Here is a 23,128-nt window from a genome sequence, read left to right as displayed (position 1 = left end):
CACTTTGGCAAACATTGTAAAGAATTTTAATCATCGCGATAAACTCTTTCTCGTCGTTCATGGCGCTCTTGTGCTTCCAACGATAAAACTGCAATTGGGCGGGCTTCAAGACGCTTTATACTAATAGGCTCGCCAGTTTCCTCACAAAAACCGTAAGTTCCATTATCAATGCGCTCCAAAGCAGCATCTATTTTTGAAATGAGTTTCCTCTGACGATCCCGAGCACGTAATTCAATCGTACGATCAGTTTCGCAAGATGCTCTATCGGTCAAATCAGGTTGACCAACATTCTCTTCTTGCAAATTTTCTAAAGTCTCACGCGCTTCTCTTAAGATATCATTCTTCCAAGAAACCAATTTAGCACGAAAATATGCCTTTTGTCGCTCATTCATAAAAGGCTCATCTTCACTAGGGCGATATTGATGATCAATCTCTTCGCTCATGCCATAAAAACCTCCAATATATGGTATGTGCGGACTATATATTGTGCAACACCACGCAACACAAGTGTAAAATTCTTTTTCCATCTACTTAAAAATGTGTTTAAAGCTACGGAGTATATTTCCACGACTTTTTTGCATAACATATATTCCCTCGACATAACCAGTTGTTCAGGGCTCTTCTATCCATCTTTTTAGCCATGCCTATAAACCATAAATAAAGGAAATGTAGATATTCAGTTTCATGTAAACTAATCTTTATCCAATGATTTGGCTAAACCTTAAATATATTAACAATCAATTGTCTCAATATGTAAAAAACAAAAAACTTTACAAAGATAGAGTGTGATATTCACGATTCAAATACATTAAAGCGTCTTTTTCTTGATTACGACTGATAGCGACAACTTCACCAATCAAAACACAATGGGTTGCATGTTCATGCCAACAAATTAAACGACAATCAAAAGACGCCAAAGCATCTGAAAGACTAGGTGCACCAGTCAGCAACGTCTTCCATTGTGCGATATCAAAACGTTCATTTTGTGTAACATTGCAACGCCTAGAAAAAATATCCGCTAGTGGACGATGTTTGCCCGCTAAACTATTCACACAAAAGTTCCCATTCTCCATAAACAACCGATTCTTGAGGTTATGCCGCATAAGACAAACAAGAATGGTTGGAGGATCATCAGATAAAGAACAACACGCTGAAACCGTTACCCCGCGTCTTCCTTTCATGCCATTTGTGGTCACAATATGCACAGCGCCTGCAAAATGACTCATAGCATCTCGATATTCTTGCGAAGAAACAGTAATATTATGTTGAAGTTTAGGTATTAAATGTGTTGTATGATTTGACATATCCTTCACTTATATAGCTTTAAAATTCCCAATAATTTTTCCATAAAAATTCATGATATGAATTTTTCTTCTACGTCTAGCACAAAAGATATTTTAGTATACAAAACGACATGATAAAAATAGCCCATCAGGAGATCTTCATGCCCCATTCTCACCTCATTTCGCCTTCGCTCTTGGCCTGTAATTTCTCCAAACTTGGTCAAGAAGTCCTTGATGTTATTGATGCCGGAGCAGATTGGCTTCATCTTGATATCATGGATGGCCACTTTGTTCCTAATATCACTTTTGGCCCAGATGTCGTCAAGATTCTCCGCCCATTAACCAAAGCAATATTTGACGTTCACTTGATGATCACACCTGTCGATCCTTATTTAGAAGCTTTTGCAAAGGCTGGTTCAGATATTATAACCATTCACGCTGAAGCAACTCCCCATCTTCACCGTTCGCTCCAAACAATTAAAGCAATGGGAAAAAAAGCAGGACTTGCCCTCAATCCTAGCACGCCAGAACATATAGTTGAGTACTTGCTTGATCAATTAGATCTTATCCTCATCATGACAGTCAATCCTGGTTTTGGAGGGCAGAAGTTTATTCCAGAAATGAAAGATAAAATAAAACGCGTTAAAAGCATGATTGCCAATAGGCCTATTGATCTTGAAGTTGATGGTGGTATCACCGTTGATACAATTGGGATAACTGCAAAAGCTGGTGCAAATGTATTTGTCGCAGGCTCTGCAATTTATAAAGATGGCAACAAAGCGCTTTACAAAACCCGTATTAATGCATTGCGCCAAGCCGCAATTCACTCACAATAAGGAAAAAGTCATGATAACACGTTATGCCCGCCCTGAAATGGTAACAATTTGGTCACCACAAACAAAATATCGTATCTGGTTTGAAATTGAAGCACATGCCTGTGATGCGCTTGCAAAACTGGGTGTGATTCCAAAAGAAGCAGCAAAAATTATTTGGGAAAAAGGAAAAGCAGCCGAATTTGATGTCAATCGCATTAATGAAATTGAGGCCATCACCAAGCATGATGTTATAGCATTTCTAACCCACTTAGCTGAATTTATTGGACCAGAAGCACGTTTCATTCATCAAGGCATGACCTCATCAGATATTCTAGATACAACACTTAATATACAACTGATGCGTGCCAGTGATATTTTGCTAAAAGACATAGATCAACTTCTTGAAGCATTAAAAAAGCGTGCTTTTGAACATAAAGAAACTATTACCATTGGACGCAGTCACGGTATTCATGCTGAACCAATAACATTTGGTGTCAAATTTGCTCTTGCATACGCTGAATTTTCTCGGTGCCGCAAACGCCTTCTTGCCGCACGTGAAGAAATTTCCACTTGCGCTATTTCCGGTGCCGTAGGTACTTTTGCAAATATTGACCCACGCGTTGAGGAACATGTAGCAAAAGCATTGGGACTACATACTGAACCTGTTTCCACCCAAGTGATACCACGCGATCGTCACGCCATGTTCTTTGCAACGCTTGGTGTTATTGCATCATCCATTGAAAGATTAGCTATAGAAATACGTCATCTACAACGAACAGAAGTTTTGGAAGCAGAAGAATATTTTTCCCCTGGACAAAAAGGCTCCTCAGCTATGCCTCATAAGCGTAATCCAGTTTTAACCGAAAATCTCACTGGATTAGCGCGTATGGTACGTTCCTTTGCAATCCCTGCCATGGAAAATGTAGCTCTTTGGCATGAACGAGATATTTCCCATTCATCTGTTGAGCGCTATATTGGCCCTGATGCGACCATTACCCTTGATTTTGCTCTTGCTCGCCTCACATCTGTTGTTGAAAATTTAATTGTCTATCCAGAAAATATGCAAAAAAATCTCAACAAATTCCGAGGTCTTGTTCATTCACAACGCGTGCTTTTAGCACTCACGCAAGCTGGAATGAGTCGTGAAGATTCTTACCGAATTGTACAACGCAATGCGATGAAGGTGTGGGAACAAGGAAAAGATTTCTTAGAAGAACTACTCCATGACAAAGATGTTACAAAAACTTTAAGTGAAGCAGAACTTCGCGAAAAATTTGATCTTTCCTACCACACTAAACATATCAACACGATTTTTCAACGCGTTTTTGGAAAATGACAAAAGCATATATTGCACACAAGCAACAAGCATATTGTCCTTACCTTATGAGACAAAAGCTGTGGTAATGAAAGAAACAGTGAATGAAAGCAAATCAACTCGATATTCTTATTGTTCCTGGCTACAAAGGGTCTGGTCCTGATCATTGGCAAACGCGATGGGAAAAAAAATTGTCTACAGCTCGCCGCGTTCAACAAACCCATTGGTCGAAACCTGTTTGTGCAGAATGGGTTCATGAGCTGAAAAACGCCATTGCACAAGCACAAAAACCTGTTGTGATTATTGCCCACTCATTAGGCGTTCCTACAGCTATTCATGCAACGCAACAAAATGCAAAAAAAATTTGTGGCGCCTTTTTTGTTGCACCTCCAGATGTAAACAATGAAAACATCCGCCCCAAACATTTCATGACATTTGGTCCCTATCATGGTCAAAAATTACCGTTTCCCTCTGTTCTGATAGCCAGCCGCAACGATGAATTTTGTCAATTTTCAGTAGCAGAAAAACTTGCTCATGATTGGGGATCATTCTTTGTTGATGCTGGGCAATCTGGCCACATTAATACAGAATCTGGGCATGGACCTTGGCCTGAAGGACTTATGGTTCTCTCTCATTTTCTTGCAAAAATTTAATGAAAGAGAGATAATTGCCTTCACCTTCTCTATATTTGTAGTTCCATGACTCTTTGCTCAAAGTTCCAATGACAAAAAATATCAGAAGTGCTATAGCAATCATTGAGAATTTCTGCCAATTAGGATAGTATTACTTATCAGTGTTATTAAAACCTCTCAAATCAATAGAGAATCATGATGAATCGTCGCCACCGTATTTATGAAGGCAAGGCTAAAATTTTATATGAAGGACCTGAACCAGGAACCTATATTCAATTTTTTAAAGATGACGCAACTGCCTTTAATGCCAAAAAACATGAAATTATCGACGGAAAAGGAGTTTTAAATAACCGTATTTCGGAACATATCTTTAGCCATCTTAGCCGTTTGGGTATCCCGACACATTTTATCAAGCGCATAAATATGCGTGAACAGCTCATTAAAGCCGTTGAAATTATTCCATTGGAAGTTGTGGTTCGTAACGTTGCTGCTGGTTCACTTGCCAAGCGTTTGGGATTGGAAGAAGGAACGGCCCTTTCGCAGTCCATTATTGAATTTTACTATAAGAATGATTCTCTAGATGATCCAATGGTAACGGAAGAACATATCACTGCCTTTGGCTGGGCCGTTCCCCAAGAAATAGAAGATATTATGCAACTTTCGATTCGTATTAATGATTTTCTTTCTGGGCTTTTTGCAGGTGTTAACATTCAGCTTATTGATTTCAAAATGGAATTTGGTCGCCTATGGGAAGATGAAACAATGCGCATTGTTCTTGCTGATGAAATCTCACCTGATTCTGCAAGGTTATGGGATATGCAAACGCGAGAAAAAATGGATAAAGATCGTTTTCGGCGTGATATGGGCGGACTTATTAACGCTTATCAAGAAGTAGCAAAACGCCTTGGCATTATCAATGAGAATGAACCTCCACGACCAACTGGTCCAGTGTTAGTAAAATAGTGACATGAAATCACCTTCCTTTAATATTGGCAAATGGACCTCTTTAAGGAGAGGACCTTTAGCAACAGGAGATAAAAAATGAAAGCACGTGTTACAGTGACTTTGAAAAACAGTGTCCTTGACCCACAAGGAGAAGCGATTGTATGTGCTTTAAAAAGTTTAGCGTTCAAAGGCATTCATTCCGTTCGCCAAGGAAAAATTTTTGATGTTGTGCTCGATGATCAGCCTTCTGAAACTGCAACGCAAAAACTTGAGGAAATGTGTAAAGAATTACTGGCAAATACCGTCATTGAAGACTGCACTATAGAGCTTCTGTAAGTGGGGTCTTTCATGAAAACTGCTATTATTCAATTACCTGGATTAAATCGCGATCAGGATATGATTGCAGCATTACGCCATATAACAGGAATCGAGCCATTAAAAATTTGGCAAACAGAAACAACAATTCCGGATGTAGATATTATTGTTATTCCTGGTGGTTTTTCTTATGGGGACTATTTAAGATGTGGAGCGATTGGTGCACGAACCCCTGTTTTGCAAGCTGTGCGTGAAAAAGCAGAAAAAGGTGTTATCGTTATTGGCGTATGTAATGGATTTCAAATTTTATTGGAAGCTGGTTTATTACCCGGCACTTTAATGCGTAATACTTCATTAAAATTTGTTTGTCGTGAAGTAAAACTTGAAGTGGTAAATGCCAATACAAAATTTTCTCGCTATTATTCCAAAGGGCAAATTATTCGTTGTCCTGTTGCACATCACGATGGGAATTATTTCGTCGACAGTGAGACATTAAAACAAATAGAAGACGATGATCAAATTGTTTTTCGCTATGCAGAAAATACAAATCCTAACGGTTCGATAAAAGACATTGCCGGTATCATCAATAAGACTGGTAATATTCTTGGTATGATGCCTCATCCTGAAAATTTTATTGAACAAGCACACGGTGGTACTGATGGCCGTTTGCTTTTTCAAAGTGTTTTAGAATTGACAAATGGATAATAACAAAGAAGATTTTATGCTGCCTCACTGTGTTAAAGTCAAAAATCTGTGTCATTTTCCCATACGACAAATTGACCAATAAAATATTTTTACAAACACAACGGAGTATCCTTTTAAAAACATACAAAGATTTATTCAAAAACCCTTAATAACAAGGGCCAATAACCAGCATTTCCGTTTAGGATTTATAAAACGCTGCCTTATCAAACCGATAAAGTCATTTATGACCGAAACTGCTCGATTTAAAATAATAAAGATGCTAAATCTTGATTAATTTGATGGATAAAAAATCATGAATCCTTACAATAACAGAGCCATTACACCAGAACTCATTGCCCAACATGGTCTAAAAGATAATGAATATCAACACATCCTGACCTTAATTGGCAGAGAGCCAACATTTACTGAACTGGGAATTTTTTCGGCAATGTGGAACGAACATTGTTCCTATAAATCATCCAAAAAATGGCTTAAAACACTTCCAACAGAAGGAAAATGTGTTATTCAAGGACCTGGTGAGAATGCTGGTGTCGTTGATATTGGTGAGGGTCAATGCGTTGTTTTCAAAATGGAAAGCCATAACCATCCCTCCTATATTGAACCTTATCAAGGGGCAGCAACAGGTGTTGGTGGCATTTTGCGTGATGTCTTTACCATGGGTGCACGTCCTGTTGCAGCTATGAATGCCTTGCGATTTGGAGCTCCCAATCATCCTCGAACACGCCATCTTGTTTCCGGCGTTGTTTCTGGAATAGGTGGTTATAGTAATGCTTTTGGCGTCCCAACCGTTGGTGGAGAAGTCAATTTTGACAAGCGCTATAATGGCAATATCCTTGTAAACGCTTTTGTCGCTGGTATTGCAAAAACCGACTCTCTTTTTTATTCCAAAGCCCAAGGAGTAGGACTTCCTGTTGTGTATCTTGGTGCAAAAACAGGACGTGATGGTGTTGGTGGAGCAAAAATGGCTTCTGCCGAATTTGATGATTCAATCAGTGAAAAACGCCCAACAGTTCAAGTAGGTGATCCTTTTACAGAAAAATGCCTTCTTGAAGCTTGCTTAGAACTCATGGAACTGAGAGCTGTCGTTGCTATTCAAGATATGGGTGCAGCAGGTTTAACATCTTCTGCGGTTGAAATGGGAGCAAAAGGAGATTTAGGGATACAACTTAATCTTGATAAAGTGCCCGTCCGTGAAGAAAACATGACAGCCTATGAAATGATGCTTTCTGAAAGCCAAGAACGCATGCTCATGATATTGAAACCAGAGCTAGAAAAGCAAGCCGCAGCAATTTTTCATAAATGGGGACTTCATTTTTCGATTATTGGAAAAACAACCGATGATTTACGTTTTCGTGTCTTTCATCAAGGAGAAGAAGTCGTCAATCTTCCCATCAAAGAACTTGGGAATGAAGCGCCTGTTTATGATCGTCCTTGGAGTGAACCCGTAAAAACACCACTTCTTAAAATAGAAGACGTTGAGAGGGGCGAAAATTTGGGAGATGCACTTCTCTCATTATTGAATTCTGCTGATCAAAGTTCAAGGCGATGGGTTTATGAACAATATGATACACTTATTCAAGGAAATACGCTTGTTCGTCCAGGAGGCGATGCTGGAGTCGTTCGTGTAAGCAGTCATGACAAACGTGCTCTTGCTTTTTCTTCTGATGTAACACCTCGCTATTGTGAGGCTGATCCTTATGAAGGGGGAAAACAAGCCGTCGCAGAATGCTGGCGAAATATCAGCACCACAGGTGCAACACCATTAGCCGCCACAGATAATCTCAATTTTGGTAATCCTGAAAAACCTGAAATTATGGGACAATTGGTGTTCGCCATTAAAGGTATAGGAGAAGCTTGCAGAATTCTCGACTTCCCTATCGTTTCAGGAAATGTTTCTCTTTATAATGAAACCAATGGAGAAGCAATTCTTCCTACCCCAACAATTGCTGGTGTTGGCCTTCTTGCTGACTGGTCTAAAATGGTAACAATCAGTGGTATGCAAAATGGAGATACTATTGTTTTGATTGGAGCATGCGGCTCTCATTTAGGTCAATCAATCTATGCACGTAATATTTTAAATATTGAGACAGGTGCCCCACCTCAGGTAGATTTACAACTTGAAAAAAAGCATGGACAATTTGTTCGAGATGTCATTCATCATGGTTTTGTTAATGCCGCTCATGATATTTCTGACGGTGGATTAGCCATTGCTCTTGCAGAAATGGTCATAAAAGCTGAGAAAGGAATTAAAATCAAATTAAGCAACAAACAGCCACCCCATGCAGAACTTTTTGGAGAAGACCAAGCGCGTTATCTTTTAAGCGTCAAATCTCATGCCCTTAGCGATCTTAAAGAACTCGCACAAACAAACGCAGTTTCTTTAACAGAACTTGGTCGAGTTGAGGGTGATTCTCTTGACATAGAGGGGATATTAACACTTTCCATAGACAAACTGATACAAGCTTATGAAAGTTGGTTTCCGCAATTCATGGGCAAGGAATAAAAAGTTATTCGTCTCTACTTGGCTTAATGTTATTCTAACAAAGAATAAATAAAGGAGAATAATTATGGCAATGAGTGCCCATGCGATTGAAACACTTATTCGCGAAGGTATTCCCGATGCAACTGTGATAATTCGTGATCTAGCTGGCGATGGAGAGCATTACGCTGCTGAGGTGACTTCTGAAAGTTTTCGCGGAAAAAGCCGTGTCCAGCAACACAAAATGGTCTATGATGCTCTTAAAGGCAATATGGGAAATGATCTTCATGCGTTAATGCTGCAAACGAACATTCCCAAATGATTTTTAAAATTCTTCTTGCATTCATTCACTCAATATGAGTAAAAAATAGGATGGATGTGAAACATACATTTACAAAATCTGCAATATTGAGGAATAAAGATGACCACTGTTCATGATTTTATTGACAACGAAATTAAAGAAAATGATGTCGTTTTATTCATGAAAGGAACCCCCGATGCTCCACAATGCGGATTTTCAGGACAGGTTGTTCAAATCCTCGACTATTTAGGATTAGATTATAAAGGAATCAATATCTTAACTTCTCATGAATTGCGTCAAGGAATTAAAGACTACTCAAATTGGCCAACAATTCCACAACTCTATATCAAAGGTGAGTTTGTTGGTGGTTGTGATATTGTGAAAGAAATGTTTCAAAATAATGAATTGCAAGAACTGCTAAAAGAGAAAAATATTCCTTGCAATAAATCATAGGTATCTTTCATTTTCAGCCTCTTAAAAAGAGCTGTTTTCAGTAGAAATTTTTATTTCAAGGATGCCTTATGTCATATTTAATTGACGAACAAACGCACCGTGATGCGATTAGAAAAAAAATTGGCTATAAGGAATTTGTTCTTCTTATTGGTGCGCTCATGGCTATCAATTCTATAGCCGTTGACATTATGCTTCCAGCCATGCCTGATATTTTAAACAGCTTGCATGTTCTCAATGAAAATGATCAACATTATATCATTTCTGGTTATCTTATAAGTTATGGTATCACACAAATATTTTTTGGTCCGATAAGTGATCGTTATGGACGTCGCAAACTGATTCTTATCGGTCTTGCATTTTATGCTTTTACAGCAATTGGTTGTGCTTTTGTATCCAACTTTTCTCTATTGCTTATTTTACGTATCTTGCAAGGTATAGGAGGTGCTGCTATGCGCGTCCTCACAGTTTCTGTTGTACGCGATCTTTATAGTGGTCGAAAAATGGCAGAAGTTATGTCTATCGTTATGATGGTTTTTCTGATTGCTCCCATGATTGGACCGGCAACAGGACAATTTATTTTATTGTTTGGAAACTGGCAAATTATCTTTATCTTCATGGCAATTATTGGTTTTGGACTGATGATTTGGATTCAACTACGCTTGCCTGAAACTCTTTATAGACAACGTTCTCTTTCTTTTTCTTCGGTCAAACATAACTTATGGGTTGTCATAACCAATCGCACAACACTTTGCTACACACTCGCAACTTCCATTGTTTTAGGTTGCATTTTTACCGCTGTTAATACATCGCAGCAAACATATGAAGGAATTTATAATCTAGGACTCTGGTTTCCCATTGCCTTTGCTGTTGGTGCAGCTTTTCAAGCTCTATCATCATTCTTTAATTCTCAATTGGTTGGACGCCTTGGCATGCGACGTATCGCACACACCATGCTTTTGCTCTTTTCTATCACCTCATGTATCTGGTTTATTGGCTCACTCTTAACAAATGGCATTCTCCCTTTTCCTTTTTACATGCTGCTGTTTTGTATATTGATGTTTGCCTGCGGCGGCATTATGGCCAATTTCAATACACTTGCTCTCGAATCTTTAGGAGAAATTGCTGGAACAGCATCTTCTGTATCTGGTTTTCTTCAGACATCTATCGCTACCAGTCTTGGTTTTTTCATTGCACAACAATTTGATGAAACAACGATACCCAATTCAGCAGCATTTTTCTTTCTCAGCATCATCGCCATATTTTTTGTTCTATGGGCTGAACGTGGACAGCTTTTTAGGCAATATCACCATGATCCTAACGAATAGAAGCAGCTCAAAAAAGTTAATGATACTCTTACGGTAAGAAAATCATACAGTTGTTCTTTTTAACGGTTTATACTTTATAAATCAGGTAGATGATTCAACTCGTAAATTTTCCTGATTTTGGAAATCCTTTTGGAACCAAACGCCCCACCCCAGCGCGCATTCCTATCCACTCAACAAGATCATCAGCTTGACGGTTAAAACAGCGCTCAGCTGTATCTTGCCAACTTAACCCTTCGGATAAATAAAAGGTTTTGGCATCAACAATACCGCCCTCTTTGTAACGTTGCAGACGAACACCTTTACCACGACTCATTTCTGGTATTTGTTCAATGGCAAAAATAAGCATTTTACGGTTTTCACCAACTGTTGCAACATGATCACCTTTTACTGGAATACAGAGTCTTACTTTATCAGGCGACTTTGCATTCATAATTTGCTTGCCTTTTCGTGTATTAGCAATCACTTCGGTTGCAGGTACAATGAAACCATTTCCATGAGATGAAATTAAAAGCAATTTTTCCTGTGTATGATAGACAAAAGCTGTCAGAACATCGTGCTCATCATCCATATCAACTAAAAGGCGAATGGGTTCACCATGCCCCCTTCCTCCAGGTAAACTATTTGCAGCAATAGCAAAAAACTTTCCCCCCGTACTTACTACAATAATTTTATCTGTAGTGAATGCTGGAAAAGCTAACTTCAAACAATCCCCTTCTTTGAACGAAAGCGCGTTATAATCACTAAGATGTCCTTTTAAAGCGCGCATCCAGCCCTTCTCAGAAATGACAATCGTAACTGGTTCTTTTTCGATCATCGCTTGGTGAATATCATCAATATCACGCTTTGGTGCCTCCTCAAATGTCGTACGTCTTTTTCCCAAAAGAGTATCAGGACTAAAAATTTTACGAACCTTTATGATTTCCTCTGAAATCACTTTCCACTGCTTTACACGAGAGGCTAACAAATTCTGCAGTTTTTCTTTTTCAGCACGCAAATTTTCAAATTCCTTACGAATTTCAAATTCTTCAAGCTTACGTAAAGAACGCAAACGCATATTAAGAATCGCCTCAGCTTGATTTTCTGTTAATTGAAAACGGTCGATGAGCTTCTTTTTTGGTTCATCCTCTTCACGAATAATCTGAATTACCTCATCAAGATTCAAATATGCGATGAGATATCCATGAAGAATTTCTAATCGGCAATCAATTTGATCAAGCCTATAATGAGAACGGCGAACAAGCACTTCTTGGCGATGTTGGAGCCATTGCTGTAAACTTTCACGCAGAGAAAGAACATTGGGTATTTTTCCAGAAGATAAAACATTCAAATTAAGAGGAAATCTTACTTCAAAATCAGTCAATTTAAAAAGAGACTCCATAAGGAGTTCAGGATCAACAGTACGATTTTTAGGAATAAGCACAATGCGGATATCTTCTGCCGATTCATCTTGAATATCTTCAAGCATTGGTAAGCGCCGCGCAAGGAGCAATTCTGCTGTTTTTTCAATAAGGCGTGACTTTTGAACTTGATAGGGAATTTCGGTCACAACAATCACATAAGAACCACGACTGCCAGTTTCCTGATGCCAACGTGAACGCAAGCGAAAAAATCCACGCCCAACACGATAAGATTCCTCAATACTCTTTTTAGGTTCAACTAAAATACCACCTGTTGGAAAATCAGGACCAAGCACAAAGCGATTTAATTCCTCATCATTGACATCGGGATATGCAATCAAATGGAGTGCTGCATCACAAAGCTCCGCAACATTATGGGGTGGGATAGATGTCGCCATACCAACAGCAATACCTGATGAACCATTTGCTAAAAGATTAGGAAAAGCTCCAGGTAAAACAACTGGTTCTTCATCTTCTTCATTATAGGTTAAACGAAAATCAATAGCATTTTCATTAATCCCCTCAAGCAGCAACGCAGCCACTTCAGTCATACGTGCTTCCGTATAACGCATAGCAGCAGCATTATCACCATCAATATTACCAAAATTTCCTTGTCCATCCACCAATGGATAACGAACAGCAAAACTCTGAGCCAAACGCACCAATGCATCATAAATAGAGGCATCACCATGGGGATGAAATTTTCCCATCACATCGCCAACAATCCGTGCGCATTTGGCATAAGACTGCCCTGGATTAAGCTTGAGTAAACGCATAGCATGGACAATGCGTCGATGCACAGGTTTTAAACCATCACGGACATCCGGTAACGCGCGGTGCATAATAGTAGAAAGCGCATAAGCTAAATAACGCTCTTGTAAAGCAGAACGTAACTCTATTGGCTCAATATGTTCTTTATCAAAAGGTAAATTCATTTTATCAGACATAACATAAGGACAACAATTCCCAAAATAATGAGCAATTATTCCATAAGATTTTGAGTATAATCTTTTATGAGCCGACTATTGTTATTGAAAATCGACTATATAAAAATAAACAGGACGATTAAAACATGAACAGAAAATTATATCAATTTGAAAAAGTTATACGCATACTCTAAACTTTTTCTAAAAAGCCATATAGAAATCCTGAATATATTCAGCCTAATTTTTCTGAAAGTCTAACAATACCTACAACGCATTAATTTATAATGATAATTCACTGTTTTGCTAACAAAATAAGAAAATTAAAATATAGTAAGATTCTCTCATTGCAAATCTATTCATGGTGAATCAATAAAAGCATTCTTTTGCAAATGACACGTGGGATGAGCATGTGGATAAAAATTGTAAAAAAGAAATGCCTCTTATATAAACCCTCTCAGGGACAAGAGATGTCGCAATATTGGGAAGTTCTGACAAACAACGATAGTACCGACTTGTTGCTAAACTCTAAAACCTTATAGCTATTGAATATGCTTGACCTCTTACTGCCTAAAAACAAAGATTACTATGAACACCATTTTGGTAAACAATTCTGCTTTTGTAGCAAATGCCCCTTAGCTATCCTCCGTGCACTTCTCTTCATAGACTCTAAGAGCAAAAGCCACCTTCAATATTTATCTCTATTGCTAACAAAAAAACTCAATGTATAGAGCATTAAGTACCTTATATCATGATCTCAAATAATACTGTTTTGGAATACAATCGGACAAAAATAATATTTCGTTTCTATCATGGATAGTATGAAGTTTGTTCGCATAATGCAATGCTATTAAACATCGCATTATGCTTATAAACACTAAAATAACTGCCCTTTTCTACAATGTAAAAAAATGCAAATGCAGTATAGCCTTAAGCTTTATAAACAACATATACACATACACTAAGAATCTTAAAACTTCACTGTAGAGAGAAAACTGCTAAAAATCCAAAATCAATTTCATGAACTATTTTTGTTAATAGGAGCCATTCGTATCCCTAAATCACGTAATTGTGCAGAAGAGACATCAGACGGCGCCCCCATCAAAAGATCAAAGGCTTGCTGATTCATAGGAAATAAAGCAACCTCACGTAAATTTTTAACGCCTTGTAAAAGCATAATAATACGATCAATACCAGCCGCCATACCACCATGGGGTGGAGCTCCATAATGAAATGCACGATAAAGAGCACCAAAACGATCTTCTACCACCTCTTTGGAAAGACCAACAAGATTAAAAACTTTAAGCATCATTTCTGGTGAATGATTACGAATTCCACCCGATGCAATCTCATAACCATTACAAACAAGATCATACTGAAATGCTTTAAGCGTGAGAGGATCTTGACACTCAAGAGCATCCTCTCCCCCTTGCGGCATAGAAAAAGGATTATGTGCAAAATCAAGTTTTTTCTCATCTTCATTCCATTCAAAAAATGGAAAATCAACAATCCATGCTAAAGAGAAAGAATCTCGATCAACAAGATTTAATTCTTCCCCTACTCTTGTGCGTGCTGCACCGGCAAAAGATGCAAATTTCTTTGGATCTCCTGCCACAAAAAAACAGGCATCACCACTTTCAAGACCAAGCTGCATACGAAGTGCTTCAGTCCTTTGCTCGCCAATATTTTTGGCAATAGGACCAGCCCCTTCAAATTTTCCTTGCTCTTCACGCCAGAAAATATAACCAAGCCCAGGCTGTCCCTCACCTTGTGCCCAGCCATTCATACGATCACAAAAAGCACGACTTCCACCCGTTTTAGCTGGAATAGCCCACACTCGTGCATTTTTATCATTCGCTAAAATATGCGCAAAAACTTTAAAACCAGAATCATAAAAATGCTGTGAGACATCCTCCATAATAATCGGATTCCGTAAATCAGGCTTATCCGAACCATATTTTCGCTTTGCTTCATCATAAGAAATACGAGGAAAGTTTTGTGTTACAGGTTTTCCATCTGCAAACTCTTCAAAAAGAGAGCGCATAATAGGTTCCATTGTTACAAAAACATCCTCTTGTTCAACAAAACTCATCTCAAGATCTAATTGATAAAACTCCCCTGGAAGACGATCAGCGCGGGGATCTTCATCTCTAAAACAGGGAGCAATTTGGAAATAACGATCAAAACCCGACATCATCAACAACTGTTTGTATTGTTGAGGAGCCTGTGGCAATGCATAAAATTTTCCCTGATGAATACGACTTGGCACCAAAAAATCACGTGCTCCCTCCGGTGATGAAGCCGTCAAAAGTGGTGTGGTAAATTCGGTAAAACCATTCTCTTGCATAGAGCGTCTGATAGCAGCAATGATTTCTGTACGACGCATGATATTTTTATGCATAGTTTCACGACGCAAATCAAGAAAACGGTACTTCAATCGAATATCTTCTGGATAATCAGGTTCGCCGAAAACGGGTAAAGGAAGCTCATCAGACTTTGAAAGGATTTCCACCTCTTTGGCAAAAATTTCAATTTCGCCTGTTGGAAGAAATGTATTAATAACCTCATCAGCACGTGCACACACTTCCCCATCTACACGAATGACCCATTCAGAACGTATGCTCTCAATAATTTTAAAAGCTGGCGAAGCAGGATCAGCAACAATCTGCGTAATTCCAAAATGATCACGTAAATCTACAAAAAGGATTCCGCCATGATCACGAACACGATGAACCCATCCCGAAAGACGAACTTTTGTTCCTACATCACATTTACGAAGAGCAGCGCAATGATGACTGCGATAACGATGCATAGTTTTTGCCTTTGATATAATTTTCACATGCGCTACAAAGGCTTTTTCATAACCATTTGTCAAGATATGAGGATAAAGACTCAAAAAAAAAGTCAAGAAAAGACAAATTTAATTTCTCTCGTTATAATAGAATGATGATGAATCTTATTACACAAACCAAAGAACTTGAAATTGCACTTTCTATTCTGCGTACCTCAGATTTTGTAACAGTCGACACTGAATTTATTCGTGAAACAACTTTTTGGCCCCAATTGTGTCTCATTCAGCTTGCCTCACCAGACACGACAGCTCTCATTGACCCAATGTCACAAGACATTGATTTACACCCATTTTTTGATCTCATGAACGATAAAAAAATTGTCAAAGTTTTTCATGCAGCACGTCAAGACATTGAGACGATTTATCATCTTGGAGGCGTCATTCCCGCCCCTCTCTTTGATACACAAATAGCAGGATCAATTTGTGGCTTTGGTGATTCTATCTCCTATGACCAAATTGTACAACGTTGCACTGGACATCAAATTGATAAATCATCTCGTTTTACAGATTGGAGCTACCGTCCTCTTTCCGAAAAACAGTTGCTCTATGCCCTTGCCGATGTCACCTATCTTAGAGACGTTTATCTCTTATTAAAAAATCAGCTAGAAAAAAACAAACGCGCCCACTGGATGGATGATGAAATAGCAATCCTTTTAGCACCCAAAACCTATGATATGCCAGAAGATGAGGCATGGAAAAAAGTAAAAGGCAAAATCAAAAAACCACGTGAACTTGCCGTATTACAAAAAATAGCAGCTTGGCGTGAACGTAAAGCACGCAAATATAATATTCCACGCCGTCATATTATGAAAGATGAGTGTTTGATTGAAATAGCAATTCAACAGCCAACAGATGAAACTGCCTTAAAACGTTTGCGCAGTCTAAACAAAAACTGGGATAAATTCTCAATCACGCAAACGCTCATCAAAGCTATAAACGAAGGCTTAGAAATTGATCTTGCAACGTTACCCCCTCTTCCTAAATATAATCCACACAACGAGACATCAACTGCCCTTATCGAACTTCTTAAAGTGTTATTAAAACTCGTTGCCAATGAAAACGGCATTGCACCAAAAATTATTGCCACGGCTAATGATTTAGAAAAAATCGCTAATGGATGTATAAAGAAAAATATTCCCGCTATGAATGGTTGGCGCTATGAAATATTTGGGAAAAAAGCCGAACAAATGCTCAAAGGCCAGATAGGATTTTATTTTGACAACGGAAAAATAAACATCAAACAACTCTAATTTACAAAAGATTTCTCAGCATTTGCATTCTAAAACTGGCGCAATAAAATCTTTAAAAAGATTTGTTTTATTTTGAGTATAATCAGTGAACAGAAAAACAAAAAAGAGGAATTATGTAATTTCACTTGGCTCCGCGCATTTTATCTGAAAAAATAAAAGCTTTTAAGTACTTTCATTCTGGAAAAATCTGCTTCATCATCCATATTTCCGCGTGAACTTAGAATGTGCTTTATGACCGATGCAAATATGGTAAAATGCCTTACAATTTTTAAATTTAAATTTGCTCAATGCTTGCTCAAAAAGACGATGAATTCTTGAAATTTCTCATTAAATACCGAATAATAAATGAAGAAAAAATTCTAAATAATAGCGGACTGATTTGTAGAAATAGCAGTGTAGCACAAAAAAGTGTGAAAGCATAATACCTTCATATTATGAATATCCTATAGCAGGCGTGACACAAAAACAAAAAGATAAATCTCCATAATACCCCTCATATGTAAAAATAGAGTACGGAATTCTACAAATGAATAGAAAAAGGATCAAAACGTTTCAAAAGAAAGAGGCTGGTTTATGATTTTTGATAACTTCTTTAAGTGACTGAGAGGACGTTCTCCTAATAAATCAGCATAACGCCTCGGAATATATAAAACAACGTGATCTGTCTTTTTTTGCCACGATAAATGGGGTAAAATGCCTGCCGTAGAAGCACTAAAAAGATAAGCAATCCGCATAATTTCACCAAGAATTCTTGCTTTTTCAATAATATTTTTAGTTGCGAGTTGAAAAATAGGAAGGGATTCTTCATCAATTAATGAACCTGTATTGCGAAAAAATACAGCAAGCGCAGCATAAGCACGCCCCTCGTGAGAAATTCCCGGATATGATCCTAGTGCTATTCGATTAGCAGCCTCATTCCCCCTATAATCCGGATGGATTCGCCAACCAATATCCGCAAGAAGACAAGCAGCCTTGCGATAACGGCATTCATTTTCAGTCTCGAGAATCCCAAAAGCCTCAAAAGCGCTTGTCGTAAAATCAATAAGTTCTTCTGCCTGCTTTGGTGAACGAGCCCGTAAAATAGCCATTTCCGTGCATGCTGCAATGAGAGGATCTGAATCACGAATTTTTTGCGACAATCGTGAATAAAGAAAGCCTTCACGAACACCTGCTCCAGAAAAAACTATTGTTTCAAACTCCATACATTGAATAAGTTCAATAAGAATGATCGCCCCATAAGACAAAAGCTGACGACGATTTTTTGAAACAGCTGTAATTCCTTGCATATTATCAATGCTGCCACGCACAACAAAACGCAGAAAATCTTCCATTTCAGCTGCATCAACTTCATAGCCATGCATAACAGGCAACCGATAATGTTTGGTTGCCATATGGAGCTTTGCCAAATTACGCCAAGTCCCTCCAACAGCATAAAAACGCCGTGCCCTGCCTTTACAAACGACAGCAGATTTACCAAACTGCTCATGGGCAATTTTTGTGGCAATCGCAATATCATTATTAGACATATACTGTAGGCGTAAACCACCTAAGGGCAGTGTTACGCCCTCACCTACTTCAGAGTCATCAATATCAATAAGCTCCAAACTTCCACCACCAAGATCTCCAGAAAGACCTTTAGGTTTATAAAAAGTAGAAATCACCCCATATGCTGAATAAACAGCTTCTTCACTTCCTGAAAGAAGATATATTTTATTTTGCAAGATATTTTCAGCATTTTGAAGAAAGACTGATCCGTTTTTTGCTTCTCGCGCTGCGGCTGTTGCAAGTGTATAGACCTCATCTGCTCCAATCTGTCGACAAAGCGCACGAAACCGCTTCAATGTTTGCAACGCCATTTTTATAGAATTTTCTTCTAAAAATCCAGTTTTTGCAACACCTTGACCAAGACCACAGAGGACTTTTTCATTAAATAAAACCGTTGGCGAACGAACAAGACCTTCATAAATAACGAGTCGAACAGAATTTGAGCCAATATCGATAACAGCAACAGGTTTACACCCCTTCAACCGTCCCTGAGCATTTATATATGTCATTGGATTTCAGTCTTTATATATTTTGGCTTGTCGCCGATGCAACGCCATCAAAGATGAAGCAGAAGACTCAAAAGAATTTTTCCACCCTGCAGAACCTGCATTGGCCATAAAATACTCCTGTGCATTAAACGGACTTTCACCTCTTTGCGGTATTATACGCCTTGATTTTCCATTAGAGAGTATATCAAAACTTTGTTGATTATCAATAATATTAGCCAACATAATTTGTAAAAGAATTTGCTTACGAACCGTTTTATTCAAAACTGGAACCAGTATTTCAATACGATAATCCAGATTACGAGGCATCATATCAGCAGACCCTAAATAAACAAGAGCGTTCTCATTGGGTAAATCTTCACCATTACCAAAGCAAAAAATACGACTATGTTCAAGAAAGCGCCCTACAATTGACTTTACACGAATATTATCTGAAATTCCTAGAATACCAGGGCGTAAACAACATATACCACGCACCACCAAATCGATCTGTACACCTGCTTGACTCGCACGATATAAAGCATCGATAATTTCAGAGTCAACCAATGCATTGACTTTCATCCAAATAGCAGCAGACCGCCCCTGCCGCGCATGAGTAATTTCCCCTTCAATATGCTCCAAAATACGATTGCGCAATGTTAAGGGTGAAAAAGCAATCTTCATGACCTCATTTGGACGCTCATGCTGAGCAATATAATGGAACAATAATGCAACATCACGCGCAGTATCATCATCGTTGGTAAAAAAAGAAAGATCGGTATAAACTTTAGCATTAATAGGGTGATAATTTCCCGTGCCAAGATGCACATAAGAGCAAAGACGTTTATCTTCACACCTCGTAATCAGTGACATTTTAGCATGTGTTTTCAAGGCAACAAAACCAAAAACAACTTGTACACCTGCCCGCTCAAGATCACGTGCCCAGCGAATATTCGCTTCCTCATCAAAACGTGCTTTCAGTTCTACCAAAGCAGTGACAGATTTTCCCTGTTTAGCAGCCTTAATCAAAGCACGAACAATTGGACTATCATTCGATGTACGATAAAGAGTCTGTTTGATTTCCACAACATCAGGATCGTTAGCCGCTTGAAGTAAAAATTGTACAACAACATCAAAGGATTCATAAGGATGATGAAGTACGATATCGCTTTCACGAATAGCTGCAAAGCAATCACCCCTATGCTTACGAATAGATTCAGGAAAACGAGGATGATAAGGAATAAATTTTAGGTCATTCCGTGGAATAGAAACAATCTCTGAAACCATATTAAGTGCCAAAAATCCATCAAGAACACTGATCCAATTATCAGGAACAGCAAGGGCTTTACTTATGAAGTGGCGTAAATTCTTTGGTGTTTTTGCATCAAATTCAATTCGAATAACCTGCCCCTGACGGCGCCTTTTAAGAGCAGTTTCAAAAAAATGAACAAGATCTTCAGCCTTTTCTTCCACTTCAATATCACTATCACGAATCACTTTAAATGTACCAATTCCATCCACTTGATGATCAGGAAATACATAATTTATAAAAAGACGAAGAACATCTTCACAGGCAATAAAACGAAAATGATTCTCTTTTTGAGGGAGAAGAATAAAACGCTTTAAAGCCATTGGCAGTGGCAATAACGCTATCATTTCTTGTTGATCATCACGCCATGACAATTGCAGAGCAAGAGAAAGCCCTAAATTAGGAATAAACGGAAAAGAGTGAACAGAATCAACAAACAAAGGTTCTAAAACAGGAAAAATTGTCTCAAGAAAATATTTTTCGAGCCATAATTTTTCAATTTCTGCAAGCTCATCAGAACAAATAATTTCGATAGCATTCTGTTTTAATTCATGACGTAAAACATGTAATTCTCGTAATTGCTGAGTCTGCAAATGGGAAATCTCAGCGAACACAAGATCAAGCTGTTCCTGCGGTGTGCGCCCATCTGCACTGCACACTGTCACGCCAGCACGAATTTGAGCAGCAAGACCAGCAACACGAACCATAAAAAACTCATTAAGATTTGCTGCGGAAATAGAGAGAAATTGTAGTCGTTCTAATAAAGGATGCTTTGTATTCGTGGACTCCATCAATACACGCGTATTAAATTGTAACCATGAAAATTCTCTATTAATAAACCGCATCGGATTTTTCATCGTTATATCCGATAAAAAAATCTGGTCTTTCACCCTCTGCCCCATATACTTTAGCTAAACTTCCTTTATACTTTCTAAAAATTTTATAATTAAATATATGACTGAACACTTTACAATATATTACTGTTTAACGATCTCTTTTTCTCATCTGATTTACCTTGAATATTTCACAAACATTTGAGACTCTTTCTGTACGCAAGATGCTAAAAAACAGAGTGATACGCTCATGAACATACAAGATAGTGAGTTTATCTTAAAAAGCACCTTGCATTATCATAAGCTTTATTACAAACTTGTGCATAAAATAAAAAATCCAATCATACCTGATGAGACAATTTATTCGGAGTTTAACACCATGACTGATCATAACATTCCCCATTTTCAAAATGATCGTGGATATAAAATAATCGAAATTGGTGTAAAAGAATTTATGTGTGTGGGGGCAACACAACCCTTTGATCACCCTCATATTTTTATTGACATGGGAGCGGCTGATGAAAAAAATTGCCCTTATTGTTCAACACTGTATCGCTATATTTCCTCGCTATCATACAATCAGACAAACCCACCAGGATGTTTATATCATCCAAGCAATTCATTATAATACATTTTCTTCTTTTTCACTATGACAAAGCTTATGGACCAATCACCAATCATCGTTGGAGGTGGGATTGCAGGCTTAAGCACTGCCTTAGCATTCGCCCATAAAGGAATAAAAACGACAGTTATTGAAAAGTGTAAACAGCTTGAAGCTGTGGGAGCTGGTATTCAGCTTACTCCAAATGCAACCTGTATCCTTTCTCATTGGGGAATTCTTCATAAGCTCATAGAAATGGGTACGACGCCACACTTTCTTGAGTTAAAAGATGGGCTCTCTTTAAAAACGCGATTGCGTGTTGATCTGATCAATTTATCAGAAAAATACTGGAAATTCCCTTACATTACGATTCATCGTGCCGCCTTACAAAAAGTTTTACACAACGCTGTTATGGAAAATCCCTTTATTAAATATAAAACAGGCGAAACTGTTCTATCGTTGATCCAAACCACAAACAGCATGAACATAAAAACAATCAAAACAGATACATCAAATACGACAGAACAACACCAATTTTATTCAACTCCGCTCCTTATCGGATGCGATGGAGTTTGGTCCACATTACGGAAATTGGCTCCTTTTCATGAAAAAGCAGATTTCAGCGGCTTTATTGCTTGGCGGGCAACAACAGAATTTGAAAATCTTCCTAAAGACTTTCGCTCTTTATTGCACAATGTGAAAACAATCATAGCTTGGATGGGACCTCAAAATCACCTTGTTGTCTATCCCATTCAACCATCAGCAAAACTGTTTAATTTTGTAGCCATTACAAATAGAAACAATCCAAAAGAAGGGTGGGCGCATAAAGGAAATAAAGAACATTTGAAATTTCTTTTTAAAGATTGGCATGGACAAATCTCGCAAATCTTTGACCATATTGATAAGTGGACCTATTGGCCCCTTTTTCATATGAAAAAACACCGTTTTCTAGGCTTAGAGCGACAAGTCTTTGTTGGAGATAGTGCACATGCAGTCCTCCCCTTTGCCGCACAAGGTGCTGCTATGGCAATAGAAGATGCTGCCACATTAGCAGAAACGCTCTCTCTTAAAAATCTGTCATTAAAAAAAGCTCTTTCACTTTATGAAAAAATACGAACACCTCGAATAAGAGCAGTAAAAAAACGCGGAGATTTCAATAAAATAGTCTATCACGCAACGGGTCCTATGGCAATGGCACGTAATTTTATTATGAAAATTCGCACACCAGAGAATATCATCTCTCAGCTTAATTGGCTTTATATGTATGATACGATGAATGCCATAAAAATATATGATAAAAAATTATAAAATACCTTCACTAACTTGAGAAACACAAGAAATATTTTATTCACTTTATGATGCTAGG

19 protein-coding genes are annotated in these 23,128 nt (G+C 38.1%); 13 read left to right on the top strand and 6 right to left on the bottom strand.

Going from position 1 to position 23,128, the window contains the following annotated elements; all coding sequences use genetic code 11:
• Window positions 1-26 precede the first annotated feature (26 nt).
• Together dksA and PVV64_RS05525 are read right to left on the bottom strand one after the other, a co-directional pair.
• On the bottom strand, window positions 27-443 hold the full coding sequence (gene dksA / locus PVV64_RS05530; RefSeq protein WP_273760134.1) for an RNA polymerase-binding protein DksA: 417 nt from the start codon (window positions 441-443) through the stop codon (window positions 27-29).
• A 327-nt stretch (window positions 444-770) separates the two neighbouring features.
• Entirely contained in the window at window positions 771-1,304 is a 534-nt protein-coding gene (locus PVV64_RS05525) for a flavin reductase (protein WP_273760133.1), read from the bottom strand.
• 140 nt (window positions 1,305-1,444) lie between these two features.
• On the opposite strand from PVV64_RS05525, the gene rpe reads away from it, so the two are divergent.
• From rpe to PVV64_RS05475, 10 genes are all read left to right on the top strand, one after another.
• A complete protein-coding gene (rpe, locus tag PVV64_RS05520; protein ID WP_273760132.1) occupies window positions 1,445-2,119 on the top strand; it encodes a ribulose-phosphate 3-epimerase in 675 nt (224 codons plus the stop codon).
• Window positions 2,120-2,129: 10 nt separating this feature from the next.
• On the top strand, window positions 2,130-3,434 hold the full coding sequence (gene purB, locus PVV64_RS05515) for an adenylosuccinate lyase (protein WP_273760131.1): 1,305 nt from the start codon (window positions 2,130-2,132) through the stop codon (window positions 3,432-3,434).
• A gap of 83 nt (window positions 3,435-3,517) precedes the next feature.
• Window positions 3,518-4,066: an alpha/beta hydrolase gene (locus PVV64_RS05510; RefSeq protein WP_273760130.1), complete on the top strand. Its 549-nt coding sequence runs from the start codon at window positions 3,518-3,520 to the stop codon at window positions 4,064-4,066.
• 177 nt (window positions 4,067-4,243) lie between these two features.
• Window positions 4,244-5,008 carry a phosphoribosylaminoimidazolesuccinocarboxamide synthase gene (gene purC / locus PVV64_RS05505; protein ID WP_273720726.1) on the top strand — a complete coding sequence of 255 codons (765 nt, stop codon included), beginning with the start codon at window positions 4,244-4,246 and terminating at the stop codon, window positions 5,006-5,008.
• 78 nt (window positions 5,009-5,086) lie between these two features.
• The gene (gene purS, locus PVV64_RS05500; protein ID WP_273760129.1) at window positions 5,087-5,326 is read left to right on the top strand and encodes a phosphoribosylformylglycinamidine synthase subunit PurS; all 240 of its coding nucleotides are present in this window, start codon (window positions 5,087-5,089) and stop codon (window positions 5,324-5,326) included.
• Between the two features lie 12 nt (window positions 5,327-5,338).
• Window positions 5,339-6,010 (top strand): phosphoribosylformylglycinamidine synthase subunit PurQ, encoded by a 672-nt coding sequence (gene purQ, locus PVV64_RS05495; protein ID WP_273760128.1) that lies wholly within the window; start codon window positions 5,339-5,341, stop codon window positions 6,008-6,010.
• A 292-nt stretch (window positions 6,011-6,302) separates the two neighbouring features.
• Complete coding sequence (gene purL, locus PVV64_RS05490) at window positions 6,303-8,513, top strand: phosphoribosylformylglycinamidine synthase subunit PurL (protein WP_273760127.1); 2,211 nt, start codon at window positions 6,303-6,305, stop codon at window positions 8,511-8,513.
• 64 nt (window positions 8,514-8,577) lie between these two features.
• Window positions 8,578-8,811 (top strand): BolA family transcriptional regulator, encoded by a 234-nt coding sequence (locus PVV64_RS05485; RefSeq protein ID WP_273720678.1) that lies wholly within the window; start codon window positions 8,578-8,580, stop codon window positions 8,809-8,811.
• A 99-nt stretch (window positions 8,812-8,910) separates the two neighbouring features.
• Window positions 8,911-9,243 (top strand): Grx4 family monothiol glutaredoxin, encoded by a 333-nt coding sequence (grxD, locus tag PVV64_RS05480; protein ID WP_273760126.1) that lies wholly within the window; start codon window positions 8,911-8,913, stop codon window positions 9,241-9,243.
• Window positions 9,244-9,311: 68 nt separating this feature from the next.
• Entirely contained in the window at window positions 9,312-10,568 is a 1,257-nt protein-coding gene (locus PVV64_RS05475) for a multidrug effflux MFS transporter (protein WP_273760125.1), read from the top strand.
• Between the two features lie 94 nt (window positions 10,569-10,662).
• On the opposite strand, the gene parC is transcribed toward PVV64_RS05475, so the two are convergent.
• Together parC and aspS are read right to left on the bottom strand one after the other, a co-directional pair.
• The gene (gene parC, locus PVV64_RS05470; RefSeq protein WP_273760124.1) at window positions 10,663-12,912 is read right to left on the bottom strand and encodes a DNA topoisomerase IV subunit A; all 2,250 of its coding nucleotides are present in this window, start codon (window positions 12,910-12,912) and stop codon (window positions 10,663-10,665) included.
• 994 nt (window positions 12,913-13,906) lie between these two features.
• Window positions 13,907-15,700 carry an aspartate--tRNA ligase gene (aspS, locus tag PVV64_RS05465; RefSeq protein WP_273760123.1) on the bottom strand — a complete coding sequence of 598 codons (1,794 nt, stop codon included), beginning with the start codon at window positions 15,698-15,700 and terminating at the stop codon, window positions 13,907-13,909.
• Window positions 15,701-15,834: 134 nt separating this feature from the next.
• Between aspS and rnd the strand changes: the two genes are divergently transcribed.
• Window positions 15,835-16,989: a ribonuclease D gene (rnd, locus tag PVV64_RS05460; protein ID WP_273760122.1), complete on the top strand. Its 1,155-nt coding sequence runs from the start codon at window positions 15,835-15,837 to the stop codon at window positions 16,987-16,989.
• A gap of 542 nt (window positions 16,990-17,531) precedes the next feature.
• Here the strand turns inward: rnd and ppx are convergent.
• Together ppx and PVV64_RS05450 are read right to left on the bottom strand one after the other, a co-directional pair.
• Window positions 17,532-19,043: an exopolyphosphatase gene (gene ppx, locus PVV64_RS05455; RefSeq protein ID WP_273760121.1), complete on the bottom strand. Its 1,512-nt coding sequence runs from the start codon at window positions 19,041-19,043 to the stop codon at window positions 17,532-17,534.
• Between the two features lie 6 nt (window positions 19,044-19,049).
• Entirely contained in the window at window positions 19,050-21,230 is a 2,181-nt protein-coding gene (locus PVV64_RS05450) for an RNA degradosome polyphosphate kinase (RefSeq protein ID WP_273760120.1), read from the bottom strand.
• Between the two features lie 310 nt (window positions 21,231-21,540).
• Between PVV64_RS05450 and PVV64_RS05445 the strand changes: the two genes are divergently transcribed.
• Together PVV64_RS05445 and PVV64_RS05440 are read left to right on the top strand one after the other, a co-directional pair.
• Window positions 21,541-21,789 carry a zinc-finger domain-containing protein gene (locus PVV64_RS05445; protein WP_273760119.1) on the top strand — a complete coding sequence of 83 codons (249 nt, stop codon included), beginning with the start codon at window positions 21,541-21,543 and terminating at the stop codon, window positions 21,787-21,789.
• Between the two features lie 33 nt (window positions 21,790-21,822).
• On the top strand, window positions 21,823-23,070 hold the full coding sequence (locus PVV64_RS05440) for an FAD-binding protein (protein ID WP_273760118.1): 1,248 nt from the start codon (window positions 21,823-21,825) through the stop codon (window positions 23,068-23,070).
• The last annotated feature ends 58 nt before the right edge of the window (window positions 23,071-23,128 follow it).

Origin of the sequence: Bartonella sp. ML70XJBT.G, assembly GCF_028618575.1 — a bacterium.
Lineage (GTDB): Bacteria > Pseudomonadota > Alphaproteobacteria > Rhizobiales > Rhizobiaceae > Bartonella.
Note: the sequence above shows the minus strand (reverse complement) of the source record. Positions and strands in the feature narration are given on the sequence as shown.

What these genes read in the sequence shown, in the direction of transcription:
- purB (WP_273760131.1), top strand. Translation starts at nt 2,130, where the DNA reads ATGATAACACGTTATGCCCGCCCTGAAATGGTAACAATTTGGTCACCA.
- purC (WP_273720726.1), top strand. Translation starts at nt 4,244, where the DNA reads ATGAATCGTCGCCACCGTATTTATGAAGGCAAGGCTAAAATTTTATAT.
- purQ (WP_273760128.1), top strand. Translation starts at nt 5,339, where the DNA reads ATGAAAACTGCTATTATTCAATTACCTGGATTAAATCGCGATCAGGAT.
- parC (WP_273760124.1), bottom strand. Translation starts at nt 12,912, where the DNA reads ATGTCTGATAAAATGAATTTACCTTTTGATAAAGAACATATTGAGCCA.
- PVV64_RS05475 (WP_273760125.1), top strand. Translation starts at nt 9,312, where the DNA reads ATGTCATATTTAATTGACGAACAAACGCACCGTGATGCGATTAGAAAA.
- PVV64_RS05450 (WP_273760120.1), bottom strand. Translation starts at nt 21,230, where the DNA reads ATGGGGCAGAGGGTGAAAGACCAGATTTTTTTATCGGATATAACGATG.
- rnd (WP_273760122.1), top strand. Translation starts at nt 15,835, where the DNA reads ATGATGAATCTTATTACACAAACCAAAGAACTTGAAATTGCACTTTCT.
- PVV64_RS05445 (WP_273760119.1), top strand. Translation starts at nt 21,541, where the DNA reads ATGACTGATCATAACATTCCCCATTTTCAAAATGATCGTGGATATAAA.
- grxD (WP_273760126.1), top strand. Translation starts at nt 8,911, where the DNA reads ATGACCACTGTTCATGATTTTATTGACAACGAAATTAAAGAAAATGAT.
- PVV64_RS05485 (WP_273720678.1), top strand. Translation starts at nt 8,578, where the DNA reads ATGGCAATGAGTGCCCATGCGATTGAAACACTTATTCGCGAAGGTATT.
- PVV64_RS05510 (WP_273760130.1), top strand. Translation starts at nt 3,518, where the DNA reads ATGAAAGCAAATCAACTCGATATTCTTATTGTTCCTGGCTACAAAGGG.
- aspS (WP_273760123.1), bottom strand. Translation starts at nt 15,700, where the DNA reads ATGCATCGTTATCGCAGTCATCATTGCGCTGCTCTTCGTAAATGTGAT.
- purS (WP_273760129.1), top strand. Translation starts at nt 5,087, where the DNA reads ATGAAAGCACGTGTTACAGTGACTTTGAAAAACAGTGTCCTTGACCCA.
- dksA (WP_273760134.1), bottom strand. Translation starts at nt 443, where the DNA reads ATGAGCGAAGAGATTGATCATCAATATCGCCCTAGTGAAGATGAGCCT.
- PVV64_RS05440 (WP_273760118.1), top strand. Translation starts at nt 21,823, where the DNA reads ATGGACCAATCACCAATCATCGTTGGAGGTGGGATTGCAGGCTTAAGC.
- purL (WP_273760127.1), top strand. Translation starts at nt 6,303, where the DNA reads ATGAATCCTTACAATAACAGAGCCATTACACCAGAACTCATTGCCCAA.
- PVV64_RS05525 (WP_273760133.1), bottom strand. Translation starts at nt 1,304, where the DNA reads ATGTCAAATCATACAACACATTTAATACCTAAACTTCAACATAATATT.
- ppx (WP_273760121.1), bottom strand. Translation starts at nt 19,043, where the DNA reads ATGACATATATAAATGCTCAGGGACGGTTGAAGGGGTGTAAACCTGTT.
- rpe (WP_273760132.1), top strand. Translation starts at nt 1,445, where the DNA reads ATGCCCCATTCTCACCTCATTTCGCCTTCGCTCTTGGCCTGTAATTTC.